This is a genomic window from Niallia sp. MER 6 (assembly GCF_023714395.1).
GTDB lineage: Bacteria > Bacillota > Bacilli > Bacillales > Cytobacillaceae > Niallia.
On the sequence record NZ_JAMAUK010000003.1, the window covers coordinates 54,267 to 74,216 of the forward strand.

The window sequence follows — 19,950 nt, forward strand, 5'->3', positions numbered from 1 at the left end:
TTACCCTTGGCGTTTTGTTTTGTTTGGAAGAATATGCATTCACTAAATATTTTTCTAATCAAGTAGAAAAAGCTATAATAGAGAAAAGTGGTTTTGAAGGAGGAGCATCATTTTGCGCAATCTTTTTATCGCATTATTGTTTCTTCCGCTTGTCGAACTGGCTGCATTTCTGCTGTCAGGACGGTTTATCGGCATACCGGAGACTTTGCTGTTAGTGGTGGTAACCAGTGCGCTGGGAGCTTTTATTCTTAAAAAGGAAGGCGTAAAAGCCATAAAAAATGTTCAAGAGCAATTAAATTCAGGAAGACTTCCAGGCGATGCCATATTGAACGGTTTTTGTGTACTTCTCGGAGGAATACTTATGCTGCTGCCAGGCTTTCTGTCTGATATTGCAGGTGCTTTACTGTTGCTTCCACCGACGAGGAAGCTTTGCAAGAAGCTGCTGCTTAACTACATGCAGAAAAAACTGCTGCAAAAGAACAGGATTATCATTCAACAATGAATGTAGGAAAAAACAAGCGGCCAGGATTTATTCCAGGCCGCTTGTTTGCTTGTTATATCTTTTTTTCGTCTCCTTTTATGAAGCTCCATAAATCAGCGAAAACTCCAGCTTTATTCAATGTGCTAATAATGACAAGTGTGACTGGACCGATGATTAATCCTAAAAAACCGATCAGCTTAAAGCCGACAAATAAGGCAATTAATGTTGCAAGAGGATCAACACCGATGCTAGAAGAAAGGATTTTTGGTTCCATGATTTGTCTTTGCACAAGAACTACTATATACAATACTGTCAGTCCGACAGCTAAAGGCATTTGTCCGGCAATCATTTCGTATATAATCCATGGAACAAAGACTAGCCCAGTGCCTAAATAAGGAATAATATCAACAATCCCAGTTACTAAGGCAATAGTGATTGCGTAATCGACTCTAAGAATGATTAAGCCGATTAAAATGATGACTGTTGTGATAGATACTAATGTAAGCTGAGCCTTCAAAAAACCAAGCAATGCTCTCTTTAAATCGACAAACACGGATTTTCCGCTTCTGCTCAAACGCGGAGGAAGCAATTTTGAAAGTTTTCGTATGAGGCGATTCCAGTCTTTGCTGATAAAGAAGGTGGCCAATAAAGAGAAAATAATCACAGTAGCAGCATTGGGAAACCAAGACAAGATAATCGGGATGTTTTGGAAAAACGATTGGATAAACGCTCCCACACTTGTCCCGATTTGCTCTCCAACATTTTTGATATTGGAAATAATGGTATCCTGCTGGTTAGTACCTAAGCTTTTAAATGTGCTTGCAAGCTGATTGTAAAGCGGGATAATTTGGGCGGTAAAAAAGTTCTCTATGTATTCAATCAGTGTATTAATATGCTGTGGTACGACATTAGCAAGATAGGCAGCACCTGTGACAATTTCTGCGATTAACAGTGTAATAAGGCCTGCAAACACAGATAAAATGATAATAATACTTAAAACTACGGCAAAGGACCTAGGTAATCTACACTTAAATTGCAGGAAGTTTACAAGTGGATTCATCAGGAACGCAATCAAAAAACCGATAATAAAGGGATAGGTTATTTTTGATAAATAAAAAAAACCAACAAATACTAGTACCGTCACTGCAATTACAAACAGCAGACGAAGTGAACGGTGAATCAAAGTCAGGTTCAATAGACGTCCTCCATTCTTTGGAAAATACATAGCAGTCTTTCCGAAATGTTATCATTTCATATGTAAACTTAAACAATGCAGCCATAAAGTATAATCTGTTAAAGGCTCATCTATGCTTATATCATTGATTATAGAGGAAAGGAAAAGGATGGGTCAATAAATGGTAATTTAGCTTTAGAAAGGAGTACATAATATGTTTAGTCAATCATACCTATTTTTATATTTGCTTGTCATTATCGCCCTTATTGCCAAAAACACATCTCTGCTGTTCGCAGTCGGAGCATTATTGATTTTAAAGGTGATCGGCCTTGATGCAAAATCCTTCTCTTTCATCCAGTCAAAGGGGATTAATTGGGGGGTTACCATTATTACAATAGCTGTACTGGCACCCATCGCAACTGGTGAAATCGGTTTCCGAGATCTTTCTGCCGCTTTTAAATCTCCTTTTGCATGGATTGCCCTCTTATCTGGAATTGCAGTCGCACTGCTTGCCAAAGGCGGGGTTAACTTGCTGTCATCAGATCCCCAAATCACTACTGCACTTGTATTAGGAACCATTTTAGCTGTTTCCTTGTTTAAAGGGGTTGCTGTTGGTCCGTTAATAGGAGCAGGGATTGCATACATGGCGATGAGGGCTATGGAGTGGTTTAAATAGCGAAATAGGCGAGGGAACACGTTCTGAGGTTCCCTTTATTGTTCTTTTGTTTCATCTCCTCTCACTTTTGTATCTCCTCTACATATTGTAAGAAATCCTTTCATGTAAATGCTACCAACTTTCGAATAGTAAATTTTAAGTTTTTAAAATATACATAATGAAATTATTTAAAGATAATTATTTTCAAAACGAAAAAACACTGTCAGATTATCTGACAGAATTCATTTCCTTTTGTTTTTATCATGGTACGATTGTGTCAACATTTTAGTAAAAGGAGACAATTACATGAAAAAAACACGTCCTGTACTCACTATCTTTTTATTCTTTTTAGGCTGGGTATTTATGTATGCTGACAGAAATATCTTATCACCTGTCATGGGCAGTATCGGCGAGGAATGGAGTTTAAATCAAACGCAGTTAGGATTAATGGCGACCGTCTTTTTTGCTGCATATGCCTTCATGCAAATTCCTACAGGGTTTTTGGCAGATAAGTTCGGCCGTGTCAAAGTGTTAGTGATCGGCTTTATCGTTTTTGGTATCGGAACATATTTGAGTGGTGCATCTACAACATTTGGGATATTTCTACTGATGCGCGCACTTACTGGATTAGGTGAGGGCACCTATTATGGCTCGCAATACGGCATCTCCTCCACCATTACTCCGAAGAAGTACCGCGGCCTCGTTTCTGCGATTATAAACAGCGGCATGGCCTTTGGTATCTCACTTGGATTTATGTCATCAAGCTACTTTACCTATACTTTAAATAAAGGGTGGCAGTTTCCCTTTTATGTCTTTGCCATCCCAACGATAATCGTCGGTATCTTAATTGGTATTTTTGTCCGCGATAACTCACATAAAGAGAAAAAACAGGCTGTTCAAGGAGCAGAAAAAGTAGAATTAAAAAGCATTTTTACAAAAAACCATATATTCGTTTATGTGTTGATTTTCTGTTCCTTATATGGCTTTTTTGGAATGCTGACATGGCTTCCTTACTATTTGCAGACAGCAAGAGATATAGAGGCTTCGCAAACAGGCATTATTTCCTCCTTAGTACCGTGGGCCTCCATTCCTGGAGCAATTCTTTTCGGTTATTTATCTGATCGAATTAAAAGCAGAAAACCGCTTATTATCGGGCTTTCCCTGGCAGGGGCAATCTGTCAGTTTGTCATTCCTTACACAGAAAATTACTCCTTCTTAATCGTTGGTTTATGCCTGTACGGTTTGCTTGGGAAATTAGCGCTAGACCCAGTATTGATTTCTTATATGGCAGATATTACGCCACAGTCCATGTATTCAAGAGTTTATGGGTTTTTCAACTTCAGCGGTATGCTTTCCTCTATTTTTGCACCATATATAACAGGCTATTTTGCAGATAAGACAGGAAGTCTTGAATTTGGCTTCTATTTATCAGGGGGGCTGCTAATTATCGGTGCAGTATTATTTTTGTTCACGACAGATAAAAAACAAGCGGATGTTAATTCGATTGAATCAATCGCCACTTTGAAAAGGGAGGAGAAGCTGATTTGAAGAAAGTAATTGTCGGCACAAAATCGATGGTGGTCAGCCCCCATTATTTAGCTTCACAGGCTGGTGAAAGGATATTACAACAAGGAGGGAACGCATTTGATGCTGCTGTTGCAGTGAGTGCTTGCCTTGCAGTTGTTTATCCTCATATGACAGGTCTTGGCGGTGATTCCTTTTGGCTTGCTTATCATGCAGAAAAAAAGAAGGTCCGCTCCTACAACGGCAGTGGCCGTTCCGGTTCAAAAGTGACGAGAGACAAATATAAAGGCAAAGAGGCGATTCCTTTTCGCGGAATAGAAAGTGTTATTACAGTGCCAGGGATGGTAGACAGCTGGGATGCAGTCCTAAGGGAATATGGAAGGATGTCACTCAAGGAAGTGCTTGCACCTGCTATTGAATATGCAGAAAATGGATTCCCAGTTTCCAATGACCAATATGAAAATACGGTAAAGAGTATCGAACTGTTACAGTCAGATAAAGACATGGCAAAAGTATTTTTGCCTGAGGGAAAAGTGCCCAATACATTCAGCAAGTTTGTGCAGAAAAATCTTGGGTGTACACTTCAAAGCTTGGCGGATAAAGGAAGAGATGATTTTTATAAAGGAGATTTAGCAAAGAGAATTATTTCCAGTATCCAAAAAAAGGGCGGTTTGCTGACAGAACAGGATTTTGCTGCACATCAAGGTGAATGGACTGAACCTCTTTCGTCCACATATCGGGACTATACCATATTCCAAGTACCACCTAACTCGCAAGGATTTGTTGGTCTGATGATACTTAATATTTTGGAAAATTTCGATTTATCAGCAATCCCACATGAATCATACGAATATTACCATCTATTAGTGGAGGCTGTGAAAAAAAGCTTCCAGGATCGGAACAATCACTTAACAGATCCTGTGTGGCATAATATACCGTTAGAAAAATTATTAAGCAAAGAATATGCAAAGGAATTGGCTGCCTCCATATCATTTGACCATACATGTGATTTGCCGACACAGCCTGTCGGCAGTGATACTGCGCATGCTGCAGTTGTGGACGAAGACGGCAATGCAGTTTCCTTTATTCAAAGCTTATATTTCGAGTTTGGATCAGGAATTATTGCCGGAGATACAGGAATTACGATGCAAAACAGAGGCTCCTTCTTTTCCCTTGATGCAGACCATATTAATGCATTAGAACCAAATAAAAGGACTTTTCATACGTTGATGCCGGCGATGGCTTTTAAAGAAGATAAGCCATATGTACTATACGGCACACAAGGCGGTGAAGGACAGCCGCAAACACAAACGGTGATGATCACTAGAATGCTTGACTACGGGATGGACCCACAAGCTGCAATCAGCGGTCCAAGATTTGTATGGGGCAGAACTTGGGGAGAAAAAACCCAAGAATTGAAAATCGAAGGTCGGGTGGCAAATGACGTTTTGGAAAAGCTGCAAAAGCTAGGCCATTCAGTGAATAGAGTTGATGACTATGCTGGGATTATGGGTCATGCGAACGCAATTCTCATTGATGAGCAAGGGTTTTTCTATGGCGGTGTTGACCCGAGAAGTGATGGAGCAGCTGTCGGAAGATAGTGGTGAGGGGGCACAGATGAAAGCAGCTGTGCTTCCTTTTTTTTACTTACTGTTTTAGCAGAAAAATAATTTATATGTCACAACTTGTCTCCAATGCCGTGCTAAAAAATCCGGAATATTAGCGGTGTGAAAAGAATATATTTTACTAAAGGCATGGTAAGTATGTAATATTTTTTACTATATTGATAGTTTATAGGTGTAAAATATGAGACATTTGGAGAATTTTTAGGTATAATAAAAATGTAGTTACGGAACACCCGTATTATAAAGATGGTATTCCTTATTTTTTTGACGAAAAATGTAAGCATTTACAATGTCTTATTTTAACAGAAAAGAGAAATGATACTATGGTGGAAATGTTAGAAAAAGGCCCCTCAAAATCTGGTTTTATCAATCCGCAAAACAATTTTTATTGATTTTTAGGTACATAATCAGTTAATCTAACAAAATAGTGAACTTTTTTTAGAGGCTGTTTTTCAGCTGCTACCTAATTTTTTATTAAATGGCTCCAAACAAGTCTTAATCAAATTTTAGTCTGAATAATCTAAAAATTCAATGTAGAGGCAAGATTCATTAAAGAAATCTGTAATTATATACGTAACTACATTCATGAATAATATGGGGACTTATATTTTGCGATGTATTGGAGAGAAGTAAGGAGAAAAGGAGAGATAGTTTATGGCAGTAACAAGAGGTCTAGAAGGAATAATTGCAACCACTTCTTCTATCAGCTCTATCATTGATGATTCATTATCGTATGTTGGTTATGACATTGATGTTTTGGCAGAAAACTCCAGTTTTGAAGAAGTAGTTTTTTTACTGTGGAACAGAAGATTGCCGACAGAAGCAGAATTGGATGATTTAAAGCAAGAGTTAGCTGATAATGCAGAGCTGCCTGCGCCGCTGCTTGAACAGCTTAGGCTGTTGCCGCTTGCAAATGTGCACCCAATGGCTGTACTCCGTTCAGCAGTATCCCTTCTGGGTGTTTACGATAAGGATGCTGACTTTATGGATGAAAGCACAAACTATCAAAAAGCATTGAGATTACAAGCCAAAATCCCTACTATCGTTACAGCCTTCTCAAGATTAAGAAAAGGGCTTGATCCGATTGCACCGAGAAAAGATTTGAACTTTGCAGCAAATTTTTTATATATGCTGACAGGAGAAGAGCCTGAGAGCATTGCGGTAGAGGCATTTAATAAAGCATTAGTGCTGCATGCAGACCATGAGCTGAATGCTTCTACGTTTACAGCACGGGTTTGTGTGGCAACATTGTCTGATGTATATTCAGGTATCACATCTGCAATTGGTGCATTGAAGGGACCGCTCCACGGCGGTGCTAACGAAGCAGTCATGAAGATGCTGACAGAAATCGGCAGTGTTGATAATGTTGATGCTTATATTTTTGACAAAATGGATAAGAAGGAAAAAATCATGGGCTTCGGTCACCGCGTTTACCGTAAAGGTGATCCGCGTGCTAAGCACTTGAAGGAAATGGCAAGGAAGCTGACAGAATTGACGGGTCAATCAGAGCTGTTTGAAATGAGCTTAAGGATTGAAGAACTGCTGAAGGAAAAGAAAGGCCTTGTTCCGAATGTAGATTTCTTTTCTGCGTCTGTCTATCACAGCCTGGAAATAGATCATGATTTGTTCACGCCGATTTTTGCTGTGAGCAGGGTTTCCGGATGGCTTGCCCATATTTTAGAGCAATACGAAAATAACCGCTTGATCAGGCCAAGAGCTGATTATACAGGACCTGAAAGAGCTGTTTACATTCCAGTTCATGAACGCTAAATTTACGCGTCTATGATATACTTATTGCAGCATAGAACAAGCAAAGTCAGGAGTCTCCTAAAGCGGGGAATGTGCGAATAAGCGGCATACGTGCCGAGCGCCCTTCTTAGACGAAGCCAATATGCGCAACTTACTTTAGCCATTCTTGCAAAAGGAGTAACGCTTCTTTTGCAGGAAATACTTTTTTAACGGAGGGATACATATGAAAGGTGAAAAAATTTCAGTAGTTGATGGTGTATTAAATGTACCAGCAAATCCAATCGTACCATTTATCGAAGGTGACGGAATCGGTCCTGACATCTGGGCTGCAGCTTCAAGAGTGCTGGATGCTGCCGTAGAAAAAGCATATAGCGGTGATCGTAAGATTGTTTGGAAAGAAGTGTTGGCTGGAGAGAAGGCATTTAATGAAACAGGTGAATGGCTGCCTTCTGAAACATTGGAACAAATACAAGAATACTTGATTGCTATAAAAGGTCCATTAACAACTCCTGTCGGCGGTGGAATTCGTTCGTTGAACGTAGCACTTCGTCAAGAGCTTGACCTTTATGTATGCTTGCGACCTGTTAGATGGTTTGAAGGCGTGCCTTCTCCTGTTAAAAGACCGCAAGATACAGACATGGTTATCTTCCGTGAAAATACAGAAGATATCTATGCAGGAATCGAGTATGAAAAAGGGTCTGAAGGTGCTGCTAAACTACTAAAATTCCTTCAAGATGAAATGGGTGTTAACAAAATCAGATTCCCGGAAACTTCCGGTTTAGGAATCAAGCCAGTTTCTGAAGAAGGCACAAGCCGTTTAGTGCGTGCTGCAATTAACTATGCCATCAAAGAAGGCAGAAAGTCTGTAACACTTGTACACAAAGGCAATATCATGAAATTTACAGAAGGTGCCTTTAAGAACTGGGGCTATGAACTAGCTGAGAAAGAATTCGGAGATAAAGTGTTCACTTGGGCGCAATATGACCGCATTAAAGAAGAGCAAGGCTCAGATGCAGCAAATAAAGCTCAGGCAGAAGCTGAAGCAGCTGGAAAGATCATCGTAAAAGATTCCATTGCTGATATCTTCTTGCAGCAAATCCTGACTCGTCCAACTGAGTTCGATGTAGTTGCTACAATGAACTTGAATGGAGACTACATTTCTGACGCGCTTGCAGCACAAGTAGGCGGAATTGGAATTGCTCCAGGAGCGAATATCAACTACGAAACAGGTCATGCTATCTTTGAAGCGACACATGGAACTGCGCCAAAATATGCTGGATTAGATAAAGTGAATCCTTCATCTGTTCTACTTTCAGGTGTACTGTTGCTTGAACATTTAGGCTGGAATGAGGCAGCTCAGTTAGTTGTTTCATCAGTTGAAAAGACTATCGCTTCTAAAGTGGTAACTTACGATTTCGCTCGTTTAATGGACGGAGCGACTGAAGTGAAATGTTCTGAATTCGGTGATGAATTAATTAAAAATATGGACTAAAATAGCTCATCGTTTGAATTTGCCAAGTATTCCAAAAGAATACCTGCTAAAATCAAGCCCTTGACTGTTAAGGCTTAGTCTATTCGAGGGAAGAGTGTTGAGGGGCCTCTTCCCTCTTTTATTGCATAAAAAAGATTTAAAGGAGGAATTAGCATGAGTTTGCGCAAAAAGATTTCCATTATTGGCGGCGGATTTACTGGTGCTACGACTGCATTTCTGCTGGCTCAAAAGGAGCTTGGCGATATTGTGCTGCTTGATATTCCGAAGATGGAAAATCCAACAAAGGGAAAAGCGCTTGATATGTTTGAGGCGAGTCCAGTACAAGGCTTTGATGCAAATATTAAAGGAACATCAGATTATAAGGATACAGAAGGTTCGGATATAGTTGTTATCACGGCGGGTATCGCAAGGAAGCCTGGGATGAGCAGAGATGATTTAGTGCAAACAAATCAAAGTATTATGAAGTCGGTCACAAATGAAGTGGTCAAGTACTCGCCGGATTGCATTATCATTGTCCTTTCCAACCCGGTAGATGCAATGACATACACGGTGTACAAGGAGTCAGGCTTTGCGAAAAATAGAGTCATTGGACAATCTGGTGTCCTGGATTCAGCAAGATTCAGAAGCTTTGTAGCAATGGAATTGAATTTATCTGTTAAGGATATTACTGGCTTTGTTCTTGGCGGCCACGGAGATGATATGGTTCCTTTAATCCGTTATTCCTATGCTGGTGGTATTCCGCTGGAAACATTGATACCAAAGCATCGCTTGGATGAGATTATTGACCGAACAAGAAACGGCGGTGCTGAAATCGTTAATCTGCTCGGAAATGGAAGCGCTTATTACGCTCCGGCAGCATCACTTGCCGAAATGTGCGAAGCGATAATCAAAAACCAAAGAAGAGTCTTGCCTGCAGTTGCTTATCTTGATGGAGAATACGGCTATTCTAATATATACTTGGGAGTTCCGACCATACTTGGCGGAAACGGTATCGAGCAGGTAATTGAACTTGAACTGACAAAAGAAGAGAAAGCAGCATTGGACAAGTCAGTAATTTCCGTGAAAAATGTTCTTAATGTGCTTACATAAAATGTATTATAAAAAGACCCATCTAGTACTAGATGGGTCTTTTTTACCTACTATCCAATACGGACCAAAAATATGCAGGAAGTAGGATGGATAGAGCAAGCTTAGCTTGTTGTTCGTCTGCTGCTGATTTATACTATAATAGACATGTAAATTTTGGGGGACTTAGGGGAATTTTTTAAACTTGGAGGCATTTATGAAGAAGAAAGTTCTTGTGGTTGATGATGAGCAGTCTATCGTAACACTACTAAAATATAACCTGCAACAGGCGGGCTATGATGTTATAACAGCAATGGATGGTGAGGAAGGGCTGAATCTTGCGGTTACGTCAAATCCTGATGTCATCCTCCTTGATTTGATGCTTCCGAAGATGGACGGGATGGATGTCTGCAAAAACTTGAGGCAGCAAAGAATATTTACACCCATTCTTATGCTGACTGCAAAGGATGATGAGTTCGATAAGGTTCTTGGCTTGGAGCTTGGTGCAGATGATTATATGACAAAACCATTCAGCCCAAGGGAAGTTATTGCCCGTATTAAAGCAGTATTAAGACGCTCTCAGCTAATATCAGAATCATCAGAGCAGGAAAAGGAAGAAAGAGATACGCTTAAAATTGGGGAGCTTAAAGTCATGCCAAACCACTATGAAGCATATTTCAAGGAAGAACTTTTAGAGCTTACTCCAAAGGAATTTGAACTGCTTCTGTATTTGGCGAGAAACAAAGGACGTGTTCTAACTAGAGATCAGCTGTTAAGTGCGGTTTGGAACTACGATTTTGTTGGAGACACAAGAATCGTTGATGTTCATATAAGCCATTTGCGTGAAAAAATGGAGCATAACACGAAGAAGCCAATCTACATTAAAACGATTCGTGGATTAGGATATAAACTAGAGGAACCAAAATAAAATGAAAACATTTAAATCCAGGCTGCTGGCCAGTTTACTTCTGGTCGTCGCCATTGTCTTTTTGGTGCTGGGTTTGTTTATTTACCAGTTAAATAAATCTTCTTACATAAATTCGTCTGATACGAGGCTGGAAAGGGAAAGCAGTTTGCTTGTAGCTCAAATGGCCAATGCTGATTCTATTGAGGATATAGATGCAAGTGAGATGGCAGAATACAGCAGGCTTTTGGATATCCAAATAACAGTAACAGACACAAAAGGAAATATCCTCATTGATGAGGGAGAAAAGGCGCATGATGAATTTTTACAATCACTGAGTTCAGTCGTCAGCAAAGCATCGAGCCAGCCGCAAGATGACTTTACTGGCGGAGATACGAGTTTCCATTATTATTGGCAAGAGCTGAAGTTTAATGGGGACAAGCAAGGCTATCTTTTTTTAGGTCTTGATTTGTCATCACAGAAGGATGCCTATCAGCAGATGAATACATATGTCCTTGCTGCATTGCTCATTGCTTTTGTTTTAATCTTTGTTATTGGTTTAACACTTGTGTTCCGCTATATGAGACCAATCGAATCTGCTGCAAAGGTAGCGGTTGATTTGGCAAAAGGCAATTATCATGCACGTACATATGAGGATAATATGGATGAGACAGGTATGCTCAGCTCCTCTTTAAATAAGCTGGCAAAAAACCTGCAAGAGATGGTTAAGGCTCAGGAGATTCAGCAGGACCGGCTTGGAACTCTTATTGAAAATATTGGGAGCGGGCTGTTGCTGATTGACAGCAGAGGGTATATAAATCTAGTAAACAGAGCTTACAAGGATTTATTTACTGTTAATTCATCTGATTATTTATACAAGCTTTACTATCACGTTATAGAACATAGAGAAATATCTGATTTAGTTGAAGAAATTTTTATGACGGAGCATAAGGTTGTTAAGCAATTACAGCTTACTATTAATTTTGAGAAAAAAAGCTTCCAAGTTTATGGTGTGCCTATAATCGGGACAAATGATATGTGGATGGGCATATTGCTCGTCTTCCATGACATTACAGAGTTGAAAAAACTCGAACAAATCAGAAAAGATTTTGTCGCAAATGTATCTCATGAACTGAAGACACCAATCACCTCCATTAAAGGATTTTCGGAAACTCTATTGGACGGGGCGATGGATAATAGAGAGGCATTAGTAGAGTTTTTGCAAATCATATTAAAAGAGAGTGACAGGCTGCAATCGCTTATTCAGGACTTACTTGACTTAACAAAGCTGGAGCAGCATAACTTCTCATTAGTTAAGGAGCCAATTAATATCCTGGATATTTTGGAAGAGGTCAGCAAACTTCTTGCGAATAAAGCGGATGCCAAGAATTTAATTCTTGATTTTCAACGTCCTAGTGAGGAAGTTTGGATTGAAGGTGACAGGGCCCGTCTTATTCAAGTGTTTATGAATCTGATATCTAATGCGATTTCTTATACACCAAGCGGCGGCAAGGTTTCCGTTTCTGTCGAAAACAAGGAAAGGGATGTATTAGTTTTTGTAGCAGATACGGGAATAGGTATTGAAAGAAGTGAAATTCCAAGGATTTTTGAACGCTTTTACAGAGTCGATAAAGCAAGAAGCAGGAACTCTGGCGGAACTGGCCTTGGATTGGCAATTGTAAAGCATCTTGTTGAACTCCATAAAGGATTAATAAAGGTGGATAGTGAAGTTGGCGAAGGAACAACTTTCACCATATTGCTGCATAAAAAGTTCCCATATTAATTGTACAAGTTTACATTACTTTTACATATGGTTTGCAAAGTATTTACAAGGGTTTGCTAAAATACTAGTGAAGACCCCCCTTATCCATTAGGTTAAGAGCTGAAGCCCGAAAGCCACCCCGCTTTCGGCTTCTTACATTTACAAGAGTTAATCTACTTAAAAGAGATCCTATCGTTGAAAATCAATTAATTAGGTGCATCTATACATAATCTTTTTAGTGCAGAATTGTTTTCTGCACTTTTTCTATTTTTTAACGGTAGTAAATGCTTTTCTGTCTTATAAAAGGGATTAGCATGAGCAGGCTATGAACAAGGGCTATTCCTTACAATCTTTATCTACTCATGGTAAAATAAAAGAGATTAGACCATAATAATATTACTTATTTTGCTGTTAAAGCAAAGGCGGCTGATATAGAGGAACATAAGGAATGGAGGAACTGAATTTGAAGAAAAAACTGATTCTGATTGACGGGAACAGCATTGCATACAGGGCGTTTTTTGCCTTGCCTCTGCTGAACAACGACAAAGGTGTACATACAAATGCAGTTTACGGTTTTACAATGATGCTGATGAAAATATTGGAGGATGAAAAGCCGACACATATGCTCGTTGCTTTTGATGCTGGCAAAACAACATTCCGGCATAAAACCTTCAGTGAATATAAGGGAGGTCGTCAAAAGACTCCGCCTGAATTATCGGAGCAGTTTCCATATATAAGGGAGCTCTTACAGTCATATGGCATCCGCCACTATGAGTTGGAGAATTATGAAGCAGATGATATTATCGGTACACTTTCCTTGCAAGGCGAACAGGATGGATATGAGGTTGTTGTTATATCAGGTGACAAAGACTTGACTCAACTGAGCTCAGATAAAACGACTGTTTACATTACGAGAAAAGGGATTACAGATATTGAATCATATACGCCTGATCATATTCAAGAAAAATACGGCTTGACTCCAGACCGGATTATTGACATGAAGGGATTAATGGGTGATAGTTCTGATAATATTCCTGGGGTGCCAGGAGTCGGAGAAAAGACGGCGATTAAGCTGTTGAAGGAATTTGAAACACTTGAAAATCTTCTGCAGTCCATCGATCAAGTCAGTGGTAAAAAGCTGAAAGAAAAACTCGAGGAATTCAAAGATCAAGCGTTAATGAGCAAGGAGCTGGCCACGATTACAAGAGAGGCTCCGTTAACTGTAGGATTAGGGGAACTGGAATTTCCGGGCATGAACGAAGAGAAGCTCCGCCCATTTTTCAAGGAGCTCGGCTTTAATTCTCTTTTGGACAAGCTTGGAGATGCACCTGTGGAAGAAGCTGCAGAGCTGGAACAAATTGAATTTGAACATGTGAAGGAGATTACGGCAGATATTTTTGCCGACGAGAACGTCCTGTATGTGGAAGTGTTAGAAGATAACTATCATTATGCGCCAATTATCGGAATCTCGTTAGTGAATGAAAAAGGGGCATTTTATTTGCCGATTGAATCAGCCCTAGAATCAGCAGCCTTTAAGGAATGGGCAGAGGATGAGTCAAAGCAGAAGACAGTGTATGACGCGAAAAGATCAGAGGTAGCTCTCCGACATAAGGGCATTCATTTGAAAGGCATCACATTCGACTGTTTAATTGCGGCGTATCTTGCAGATCCATCTGCATCCATCGAGGATGTTGCGTCTGTTTCTAAAAAGTACGGCTTCACGAATATTCAATCGGATGAAGCGTTTTATGGTAAAGGAGCTAAACGAAAGGTGCCAGAGGAAGACATGCTTTCAGACCATCTTGTCCGCAAAACATTTGCCCTTTCTGCCATTCAGGACAAAATGGAAGAAGAGCTTAAGAAGAATGGTCAAGAGGAACTATTCTATGAGCTGGAAATGCCACTTAGTCTTGTACTAGCAGATATGGAATCAACAGGAGTAGAGGTTGATGTAGAAAGACTTCAAAAGATGGGTGCAGAAATCAATGACAGGCTTAAAAGTATTGAAGAGCGTATTTATGAATTGGCTGGCGAAACGTTCAACATCAATTCTCCTAAGCAGCTGGGGGTTATCCTGTTTGAAAAGCTTGGTCTTCCTGTCGTTAAAAAGACAAAGACAGGTTATTCCACTTCAGCAGATGTCTTAGAACAGCTGGCGAGCTCCCATGATGTGATTAAGGAAATTCTTGAATACAGACAGCTTGGAAAGCTTCAGTCCACATATATTGAAGGATTGCAAAAAGTGGTTCACAACGGCAAAATTCACACTCGCTTTAATCAGGTGTTGACACAAACAGGCCGATTGAGCTCCATTGATCCAAATCTGCAAAACATTCCAATCAGACTTGAGGAAGGCAGAAAAATTAGGCAAGCATTCGTTCCTTCTGAGAAGGATTGGATTATATTTGCTGCTGACTATAGCCAAATTGAGCTTCGGGTGCTTGCTCATATTGCCAATGATGAGAAGCTGATTGAGGCCTTTAGGGAGGATCATGATATCCATACAGAAACAGCAATGTCTGTTTTCCATGTGGAAGCAGATGAAGTAACCTCTAATATGAGAAGACACGCTAAAGCAGTTAACTTTGGCATTGTTTATGGTATCAGTGATTACGGCTTATCACAGAGCTTGAGTATCACGAGAAAGGAAGCTGGGAAGTTTATTGAAAGATATTTGGAGAGCTATCCTGGCGTTAAGAACTATATGGAGGAGATTGTGGCAGACGCAAAGCAGCAAGGCTATGTGTCCACATTGCTTCATAGAAGAAGATACTTGCCTGATATTACAAGCCGAAACTTCAATTTGCGCAGCTTTGCAGAAAGAACTGCGATGAATACGCCAATACAGGGCAGTGCGGCAGATATTATCAAAAAAGCGATGATTGAAATGGCGAAGCGTTTGGAATCAGAAGGCTTGCAAGCAAAACTGCTGCTGCAGGTGCATGATGAATTGATCTTTGAAGCACCAAAGAATGAAATCGAAAAGCTGAAAGAAATTGTGCCAGACGTGATGGAAAACGCAGTGGAACTTAGTGTTCCGCTGAAGGTGGACTATTCGTATGGTGACACATGGTTTGATGCTAAGTAATAGAAAAGAGGTAAATGAAGTTGCCTGAATTACCAGAAGTAGAAACAGTCAGACGGACGTTAAAGGAGCTCACACAGCATAAGGTAATCAAAGAGGTTGCTGTATCGTGGGCGAAGATGATAAAAAGACCGGAAAATGTCGAGGAGTTTTCCGATGCTCTTGTTGGACAAAGGATTGAAGATATTAAACGGAGAGGCAAGTTCCTTCTCATTGAAACAACTGATTTTACAATTGTCTCTCATTTGCGGATGGAAGGACGGTACGGGTTGTTCCAAAAGGACGATCCTGTTGACAAGCATACACATGTAATTTTTTATTTTGAAGACGACTCACAGTTGCGATATAAGGATGTCCGCAAATTCGGAACGATGCATCTATTTAAAAAAGGAGAGGAGCACCATACCCTTCCCCTTTCCCAGCTTGGTCCGGAGCCTTTTGACTCTGAATTTACAATCGGGAACTTCAAGGAAAGGCTTGGACGCACGACAAGAAGCATCAAAACAGCCTTGCTTGATCAAAAGATTGTCGTTGGACTCGGAAATATTTATGTAGATGAGGCATTGTTCCGCAGCGGCATTCATCCAGAACGAATTGCGAGCACGATCAATGATCTAGAAGCAGAGACTCTGTACAGAGAAATTATAGCGACATTGTCAGAAGCGGTGGAAAAAGGCGGAAGCACGATACGCTCTTATGTTAATACACAAGGGCAAATCGGAATGTTCCAGCTTGAACTTTTTGTTTACGGCAGAAAAGGGGAAGCTTGCAAAAAATGCGGCTCCGAATTAGAAAGAATCATTGTTGGAGGCAGAGGGACTGTTTTTTGTCCGCATTGTCAAAAATAGCAGCCAGTATTAGCATTAACATTGGATGGGCTCCTTCCATATAGTATATTACTATCCGTTAGGAAGGAGCTTTTTTAAAATGTCACAAGTACTTTCTCTTATCCTATTAGCGCTTGCTGTCAGTATTGATAATTTCAGTGTCGGGTTCACTTATGGTTTACGAAAGATGAAGATTCCTTTTAAATCCATTTTCATCATTGCCTGCTGTTCTGGATTCACACTGCTGCTTTCGATGCTGTTAGGCCATGTTATTGCACAAGTGTTCTCTTCTGATTTTGCCGAACAAATCGGCGGCGGAATTCTTATTATTTTAGGAATCTGGATCTTATATCAGTTTTTTCGGCCGGATAAAGAAAGAGAAATTATTACCACAGAAAAAAACTTGGTGAATTTTGAAATTAAGTCATTGGGAATTGTGATTAACATTTTAAGAAAACCGATGTCAGCTGATTTTGACAACTCTGGAACTATAACAGGAGTTGAGGCAATAGTCCTTGGGTTTGCGCTGTCATTAGATGCATTTGGGGCAGGAATAGGAGCATCCATGCTAGGATTCTCTCCATTCTTTTTGACACTTGCTGTCATCATTATGAGTACATCCTTTGTTTCGTTAGGAATGTTTGGCGGACGAATGCTGTCTAAAAAAAGCTATATGGAGAAATTCTCCTTTATCCCAGGAATTATTTTAATTATTATTGGTATTTTTAAGCTGTAAAAAAGAAACCATTGAATAAAAGGCAGGAGAACAAATGACTTTAATTATAGGCTTGACAGGCGGCATCGCCAGCGGTAAAAGCACCATATCCAACTATTTCAGCTCTCTGGGCTTAGTCGTTATTGATGCTGATGTTGAAGCCCGTTTAGCTGTAGAAAAGGGGGAGCCGGCATACCGTGAAATCGTTGCCCATTTTGGCTCTGGAATTTTGCTCGAAGACGGCAGTCTAAATCGGGCTAGGCTCGGCGAAATCGTCTTCAGCGATGAAAAACAGCGGGCTGTGCTTAATGGAATTGTACATCCAGAGGTAAGAAACCGAATGAACGCCAAGCAAGAGGAGGCCGTTAAAGCAGGCAGCCCGGCAGTAATTCTTGATATACCTTTACTGTTTGAAAATAAGCTGGATGCCACAGTTGAGAAAACAGTCCTTGTCTATGTGGAAAAAGATACTCAAATACAGCGGCTGATGGACAGAAACGCTCTAAGCCTTGAACAGGCACAATTAAGAGTTGCAGCGCAAATGCCTTTAGAAGAGAAGCGAGTGCTGGCAGATAGAATAATCGACAATAATGGAACTGTTGAAGATTCCCAAGCTCAAGCTCTTCAGATTTTGCATGACTGGAAGGTCCTTTAAAAAATGTGTTACGATGCCCCATAGCTTTAATGGGGCAGTTTTTCATGAAGAAATATGCTGCATTTTCCATTGTTTCCATAAAAAATGGACATAAAGTTTTAAGCAGGAAATAATTAATTCATTCTATCACTTGTACAAACTAGCACTTTTTTATAAGATAATATTAATGGGAATCAATACATTGCGAACAATGAATTCGGAGCTGATATAGATGAGATGTCCTTCATGTCAACATAATAATAACCGTGTTCTTGATTCACGACCTGTTGATGACAGCCGCTCAATCCGCAGAAGAAGAGAATGCGAAGAGTGCGGTTACCGCTTTACTACTTTCGAAAAAGTAGAAGAAATACCGTTGATCGTTGTGAAAAAAGAAGGAACTCGAGAAGAGTTCAGCCGTGACAAGATTCTGCGTGGTCTCATTAGGGCATGCGAAAAAAGGCCTGTTGCTTTAAAGCAGCTAGAAGACATTACGGCAGAAATTGAAAAGGAACTTAGAAGCAACGCCGTTTCGGAGATTAATAGTGAAGACATCGGTGAAATGGTCATGGATCGTTTGGCGGAAGTCGATGAAGTGGCATATGTCCGCTTTGCATCTGTTTACCGTCAATTTAAAGATATAAATGTTTTTATAGAGGAACTGAAAGAGCTGATAAAAAAGAATTAAGGCAAACCGGTGCTGCACAGGTGACACTTCGAGCGGTCACTTGAAAATGAAAAAGGAGCTGAAGGATTCTTTGGCTCTTTTTTGACTTTGTTTTAGGCTCTAACCTGCTAAGTCTTTACAACCTTTTTAAGCAATAATAGCAAAGGAGTGACGGTTATGTCACAGCATTGGCAGGACTTGCTTCCAATCGACAGATATCAAGTATCGACAAACGGACTATTAAGTGAGTATGACCGGAAGGTAATCACCTTTTTGTATCAGCCGCTTATCGGGACATCCTGTCTTGGCCTGTATATGACCTTATGGGGAGAGGTAGAGGAAAACCGTCTATGGTCAACTGATCATTCCCATCACAGCCTCATGAACTTTATGGATTGCGGCTTGAAGGAAATATATGCTGCAAGATCAAAGCTGGAAGGAATCGGACTTCTTAAGACATATATGAAAAAGGAAGGAGAAAATCGCTCCTTCATTTATGAGTTACAGCCGCCATTAACACCTGAACAGTTTTTTCTTGATGGCATACTAAATGTTTATCTTTTTCGAAAAATAGGGAAAGCCCAATATAACAGGCTGAAGAACTTCTTTGCAGAAGAACGCAAGCTTGATGAGAAAGAGTACAAGCCGGTCACGAAGGCGTTTCAGGATGTATTCATGTCTGATCATTCCAGTGTCGTTCGATCGACATATGAATGGGAAGGCGGCGAGATGTTAGATGAGGAAACCATCCTTATCGGCAAAAGAGAGCAGAAAAGCATTAAAATCGAGAACAACGATTTTGATTTTGATCTTCTTCTTGCAGGATTGAATGAATCCTTCCTTTCCAAAAAGGCGATAACAACTAAGGTAAAGGAAGCCATTCAAACATTATCCTTTTTGTATGGAATTAATCCGATTGAAATGAAGAATATCGTGATGAGTGCCATTAATCCAAACGATGAAATTGATATAGAAGAGCTGAGAATAGCCGCAAGAGACTGGTATCAATTTCAGCATGGAGGAAAATATCCGCTGTTAGTGGACAGAACGCAGCCAGTTCAGTGGCAGACACAGACAGAAGCCCCAAAATCAAAAGAAGAAGAATTCCTTTATTATCTCGATAATACTTCACCAAGGCAGTTCTTGAAAGATATTGGAGGCGGAGCGGAACCCTCAAAAGCAGACCTTCAAATTATTGAAGAAATTATGTTTTCCCAAAAGCTCCCTCCTGGTGTCATTAACGTTTTGATACATTATGTCATGCTGAAAACAGATATGAAGCTGACGAAGGGCTACGTAGAAAAAATCGCTGGCCAATGGGTGAGAAAGAAAATCCAAACTGTTAAGGCTGCGATGGAGCTCGCTAAACGAGAGCATCAGCAGTATTCAGATTGGGCAAATGGAAAAAATACAACCAGCAATAATAAAGCAGCGAGGAAAGTCATTCGGAAAGAGAAAATTCCGGAATGGTTTGGAGTGGACAAAACCGCTGATGCAAAAGTGGATGCCCCGGAAAAAGCAAATACGGAGAATGTAGATAACGACGTTCTAAAAGAATTAGAAGAGGAAATAAAAAACTTAAGGAAATAGG

16 protein-coding genes are annotated in these 19,950 nt (G+C 40.1%); 15 read left to right on the forward strand and 1 reads right to left on the reverse strand.

What is annotated here, in order from left to right; translation table 11 throughout:
• Nucleotides 1-112: 112 nt before the first annotated feature.
• Nucleotides 113-502 carry an FxsA family protein gene (locus M3600_RS04940; RefSeq protein WP_233317437.1) on the forward strand — a complete coding sequence of 130 codons (390 nt, stop codon included), beginning with the start codon at nt 113-115 and terminating at the stop codon, nt 500-502.
• Between the two features lie 52 nt (nt 503-554).
• Here the strand turns inward: M3600_RS04940 and ytvI are convergent, their stop codons facing one another.
• A complete protein-coding gene (gene ytvI, locus M3600_RS04945) occupies nt 555-1,676 on the reverse strand; it encodes a sporulation integral membrane protein YtvI (protein WP_251644860.1) in 1,122 nt (373 codons plus the stop codon).
• Nucleotides 1,677-1,869: 193 nt separating this feature from the next.
• Here ytvI and M3600_RS04950 point away from each other — a divergent pair, with 193 nt between their 5' ends.
• The 14 genes from M3600_RS04950 (at nt 1,870) to M3600_RS05015 (ending at nt 19,949) form a co-directional block, all read left to right on the forward strand.
• Nucleotides 1,870-2,331: a DUF441 domain-containing protein gene (locus tag M3600_RS04950; protein WP_233317441.1), complete on the forward strand. Its 462-nt coding sequence runs from the start codon at nt 1,870-1,872 to the stop codon at nt 2,329-2,331.
• Between the two features lie 285 nt (nt 2,332-2,616).
• Nucleotides 2,617-3,858, forward strand: a complete 1,242-nt coding sequence (locus M3600_RS04955; protein ID WP_233317443.1) for an MFS transporter — start codon at nt 2,617-2,619, stop codon at nt 3,856-3,858.
• On the forward strand, nt 3,855-5,435 hold the full coding sequence (ggt, locus tag M3600_RS04960) for a gamma-glutamyltransferase (RefSeq protein WP_237941793.1): 1,581 nt from the start codon (nt 3,855-3,857) through the stop codon (nt 5,433-5,435). Before M3600_RS04955 ends, ggt begins: the two co-directional genes overlap by 4 nt.
• 678 nt (nt 5,436-6,113) lie before the next feature.
• Nucleotides 6,114-7,229 (forward strand): citrate synthase, encoded by a 1,116-nt coding sequence (citZ, locus tag M3600_RS04965; protein WP_233317447.1) that lies wholly within the window; start codon nt 6,114-6,116, stop codon nt 7,227-7,229.
• Nucleotides 7,230-7,431: 202 nt separating this feature from the next.
• On the forward strand, nt 7,432-8,700 hold the full coding sequence (icd, locus tag M3600_RS04970; protein WP_233317450.1) for an NADP-dependent isocitrate dehydrogenase: 1,269 nt from the start codon (nt 7,432-7,434) through the stop codon (nt 8,698-8,700).
• Between the two features lie 153 nt (nt 8,701-8,853).
• Nucleotides 8,854-9,789: a malate dehydrogenase gene (mdh, locus tag M3600_RS04975; RefSeq protein ID WP_233317452.1), complete on the forward strand. Its 936-nt coding sequence runs from the start codon at nt 8,854-8,856 to the stop codon at nt 9,787-9,789.
• 193 nt (nt 9,790-9,982) lie between these two features.
• The gene (locus tag M3600_RS04980; protein ID WP_233317454.1) at nt 9,983-10,693 is read left to right on the forward strand and encodes a response regulator transcription factor; all 711 of its coding nucleotides are present in this window, start codon (nt 9,983-9,985) and stop codon (nt 10,691-10,693) included.
• A 1-nt stretch (nt 10,694) separates the two neighbouring features.
• Nucleotides 10,695-12,452 (forward strand): two-component system histidine kinase PnpS, encoded by a 1,758-nt coding sequence (pnpS, locus tag M3600_RS04985; protein WP_233317456.1) that lies wholly within the window; start codon nt 10,695-10,697, stop codon nt 12,450-12,452.
• A 442-nt stretch (nt 12,453-12,894) separates the two neighbouring features.
• Nucleotides 12,895-15,519, forward strand: a complete 2,625-nt coding sequence (gene polA / locus M3600_RS04990) for a DNA polymerase I (RefSeq protein ID WP_233317458.1) — start codon at nt 12,895-12,897, stop codon at nt 15,517-15,519.
• 20 nt (nt 15,520-15,539) lie between these two features.
• The gene (gene mutM / locus M3600_RS04995) at nt 15,540-16,364 is read left to right on the forward strand and encodes a DNA-formamidopyrimidine glycosylase (RefSeq protein WP_233317461.1); all 825 of its coding nucleotides are present in this window, start codon (nt 15,540-15,542) and stop codon (nt 16,362-16,364) included.
• A 79-nt stretch (nt 16,365-16,443) separates the two neighbouring features.
• Nucleotides 16,444-17,079, forward strand: coding sequence for a sporulation membrane protein YtaF (ytaF, locus tag M3600_RS05000; RefSeq protein WP_233317463.1), 636 nt, complete (start codon nt 16,444-16,446; stop codon nt 17,077-17,079).
• Nucleotides 17,080-17,113: 34 nt separating this feature from the next.
• Nucleotides 17,114-17,713: a dephospho-CoA kinase gene (gene coaE, locus M3600_RS05005; RefSeq protein ID WP_233317465.1), complete on the forward strand. Its 600-nt coding sequence runs from the start codon at nt 17,114-17,116 to the stop codon at nt 17,711-17,713.
• A gap of 211 nt (nt 17,714-17,924) precedes the next feature.
• The gene (gene nrdR, locus M3600_RS05010; protein WP_233317475.1) at nt 17,925-18,380 is read left to right on the forward strand and encodes a transcriptional regulator NrdR; all 456 of its coding nucleotides are present in this window, start codon (nt 17,925-17,927) and stop codon (nt 18,378-18,380) included.
• A gap of 156 nt (nt 18,381-18,536) precedes the next feature.
• Nucleotides 18,537-19,949 carry a replication initiation and membrane attachment family protein gene (locus tag M3600_RS05015; protein ID WP_233317477.1) on the forward strand — a complete coding sequence of 471 codons (1,413 nt, stop codon included), beginning with the start codon at nt 18,537-18,539 and terminating at the stop codon, nt 19,947-19,949.
• The last annotated feature ends 1 nt before the right edge of the window (nt 19,950 follow it).

What these genes read in the sequence shown, in the direction of transcription:
- citZ (WP_233317447.1), top strand. Translation starts at nt 6,114, where the DNA reads ATGGCAGTAACAAGAGGTCTAGAAGGAATAATTGCAACCACTTCTTCT.
- coaE (WP_233317465.1), top strand. Translation starts at nt 17,114, where the DNA reads ATGACTTTAATTATAGGCTTGACAGGCGGCATCGCCAGCGGTAAAAGC.
- icd (WP_233317450.1), top strand. Translation starts at nt 7,432, where the DNA reads ATGAAAGGTGAAAAAATTTCAGTAGTTGATGGTGTATTAAATGTACCA.
- nrdR (WP_233317475.1), top strand. Translation starts at nt 17,925, where the DNA reads ATGAGATGTCCTTCATGTCAACATAATAATAACCGTGTTCTTGATTCA.
- pnpS (WP_233317456.1), top strand. Translation starts at nt 10,695, where the DNA reads ATGAAAACATTTAAATCCAGGCTGCTGGCCAGTTTACTTCTGGTCGTC.
- M3600_RS04980 (WP_233317454.1), top strand. Translation starts at nt 9,983, where the DNA reads ATGAAGAAGAAAGTTCTTGTGGTTGATGATGAGCAGTCTATCGTAACA.
- M3600_RS05015 (WP_233317477.1), top strand. Translation starts at nt 18,537, where the DNA reads ATGTCACAGCATTGGCAGGACTTGCTTCCAATCGACAGATATCAAGTA.
- mdh (WP_233317452.1), top strand. Translation starts at nt 8,854, where the DNA reads ATGAGTTTGCGCAAAAAGATTTCCATTATTGGCGGCGGATTTACTGGT.
- M3600_RS04955 (WP_233317443.1), top strand. Translation starts at nt 2,617, where the DNA reads ATGAAAAAAACACGTCCTGTACTCACTATCTTTTTATTCTTTTTAGGC.
- M3600_RS04950 (WP_233317441.1), top strand. Translation starts at nt 1,870, where the DNA reads ATGTTTAGTCAATCATACCTATTTTTATATTTGCTTGTCATTATCGCC.
- ytaF (WP_233317463.1), top strand. Translation starts at nt 16,444, where the DNA reads ATGTCACAAGTACTTTCTCTTATCCTATTAGCGCTTGCTGTCAGTATT.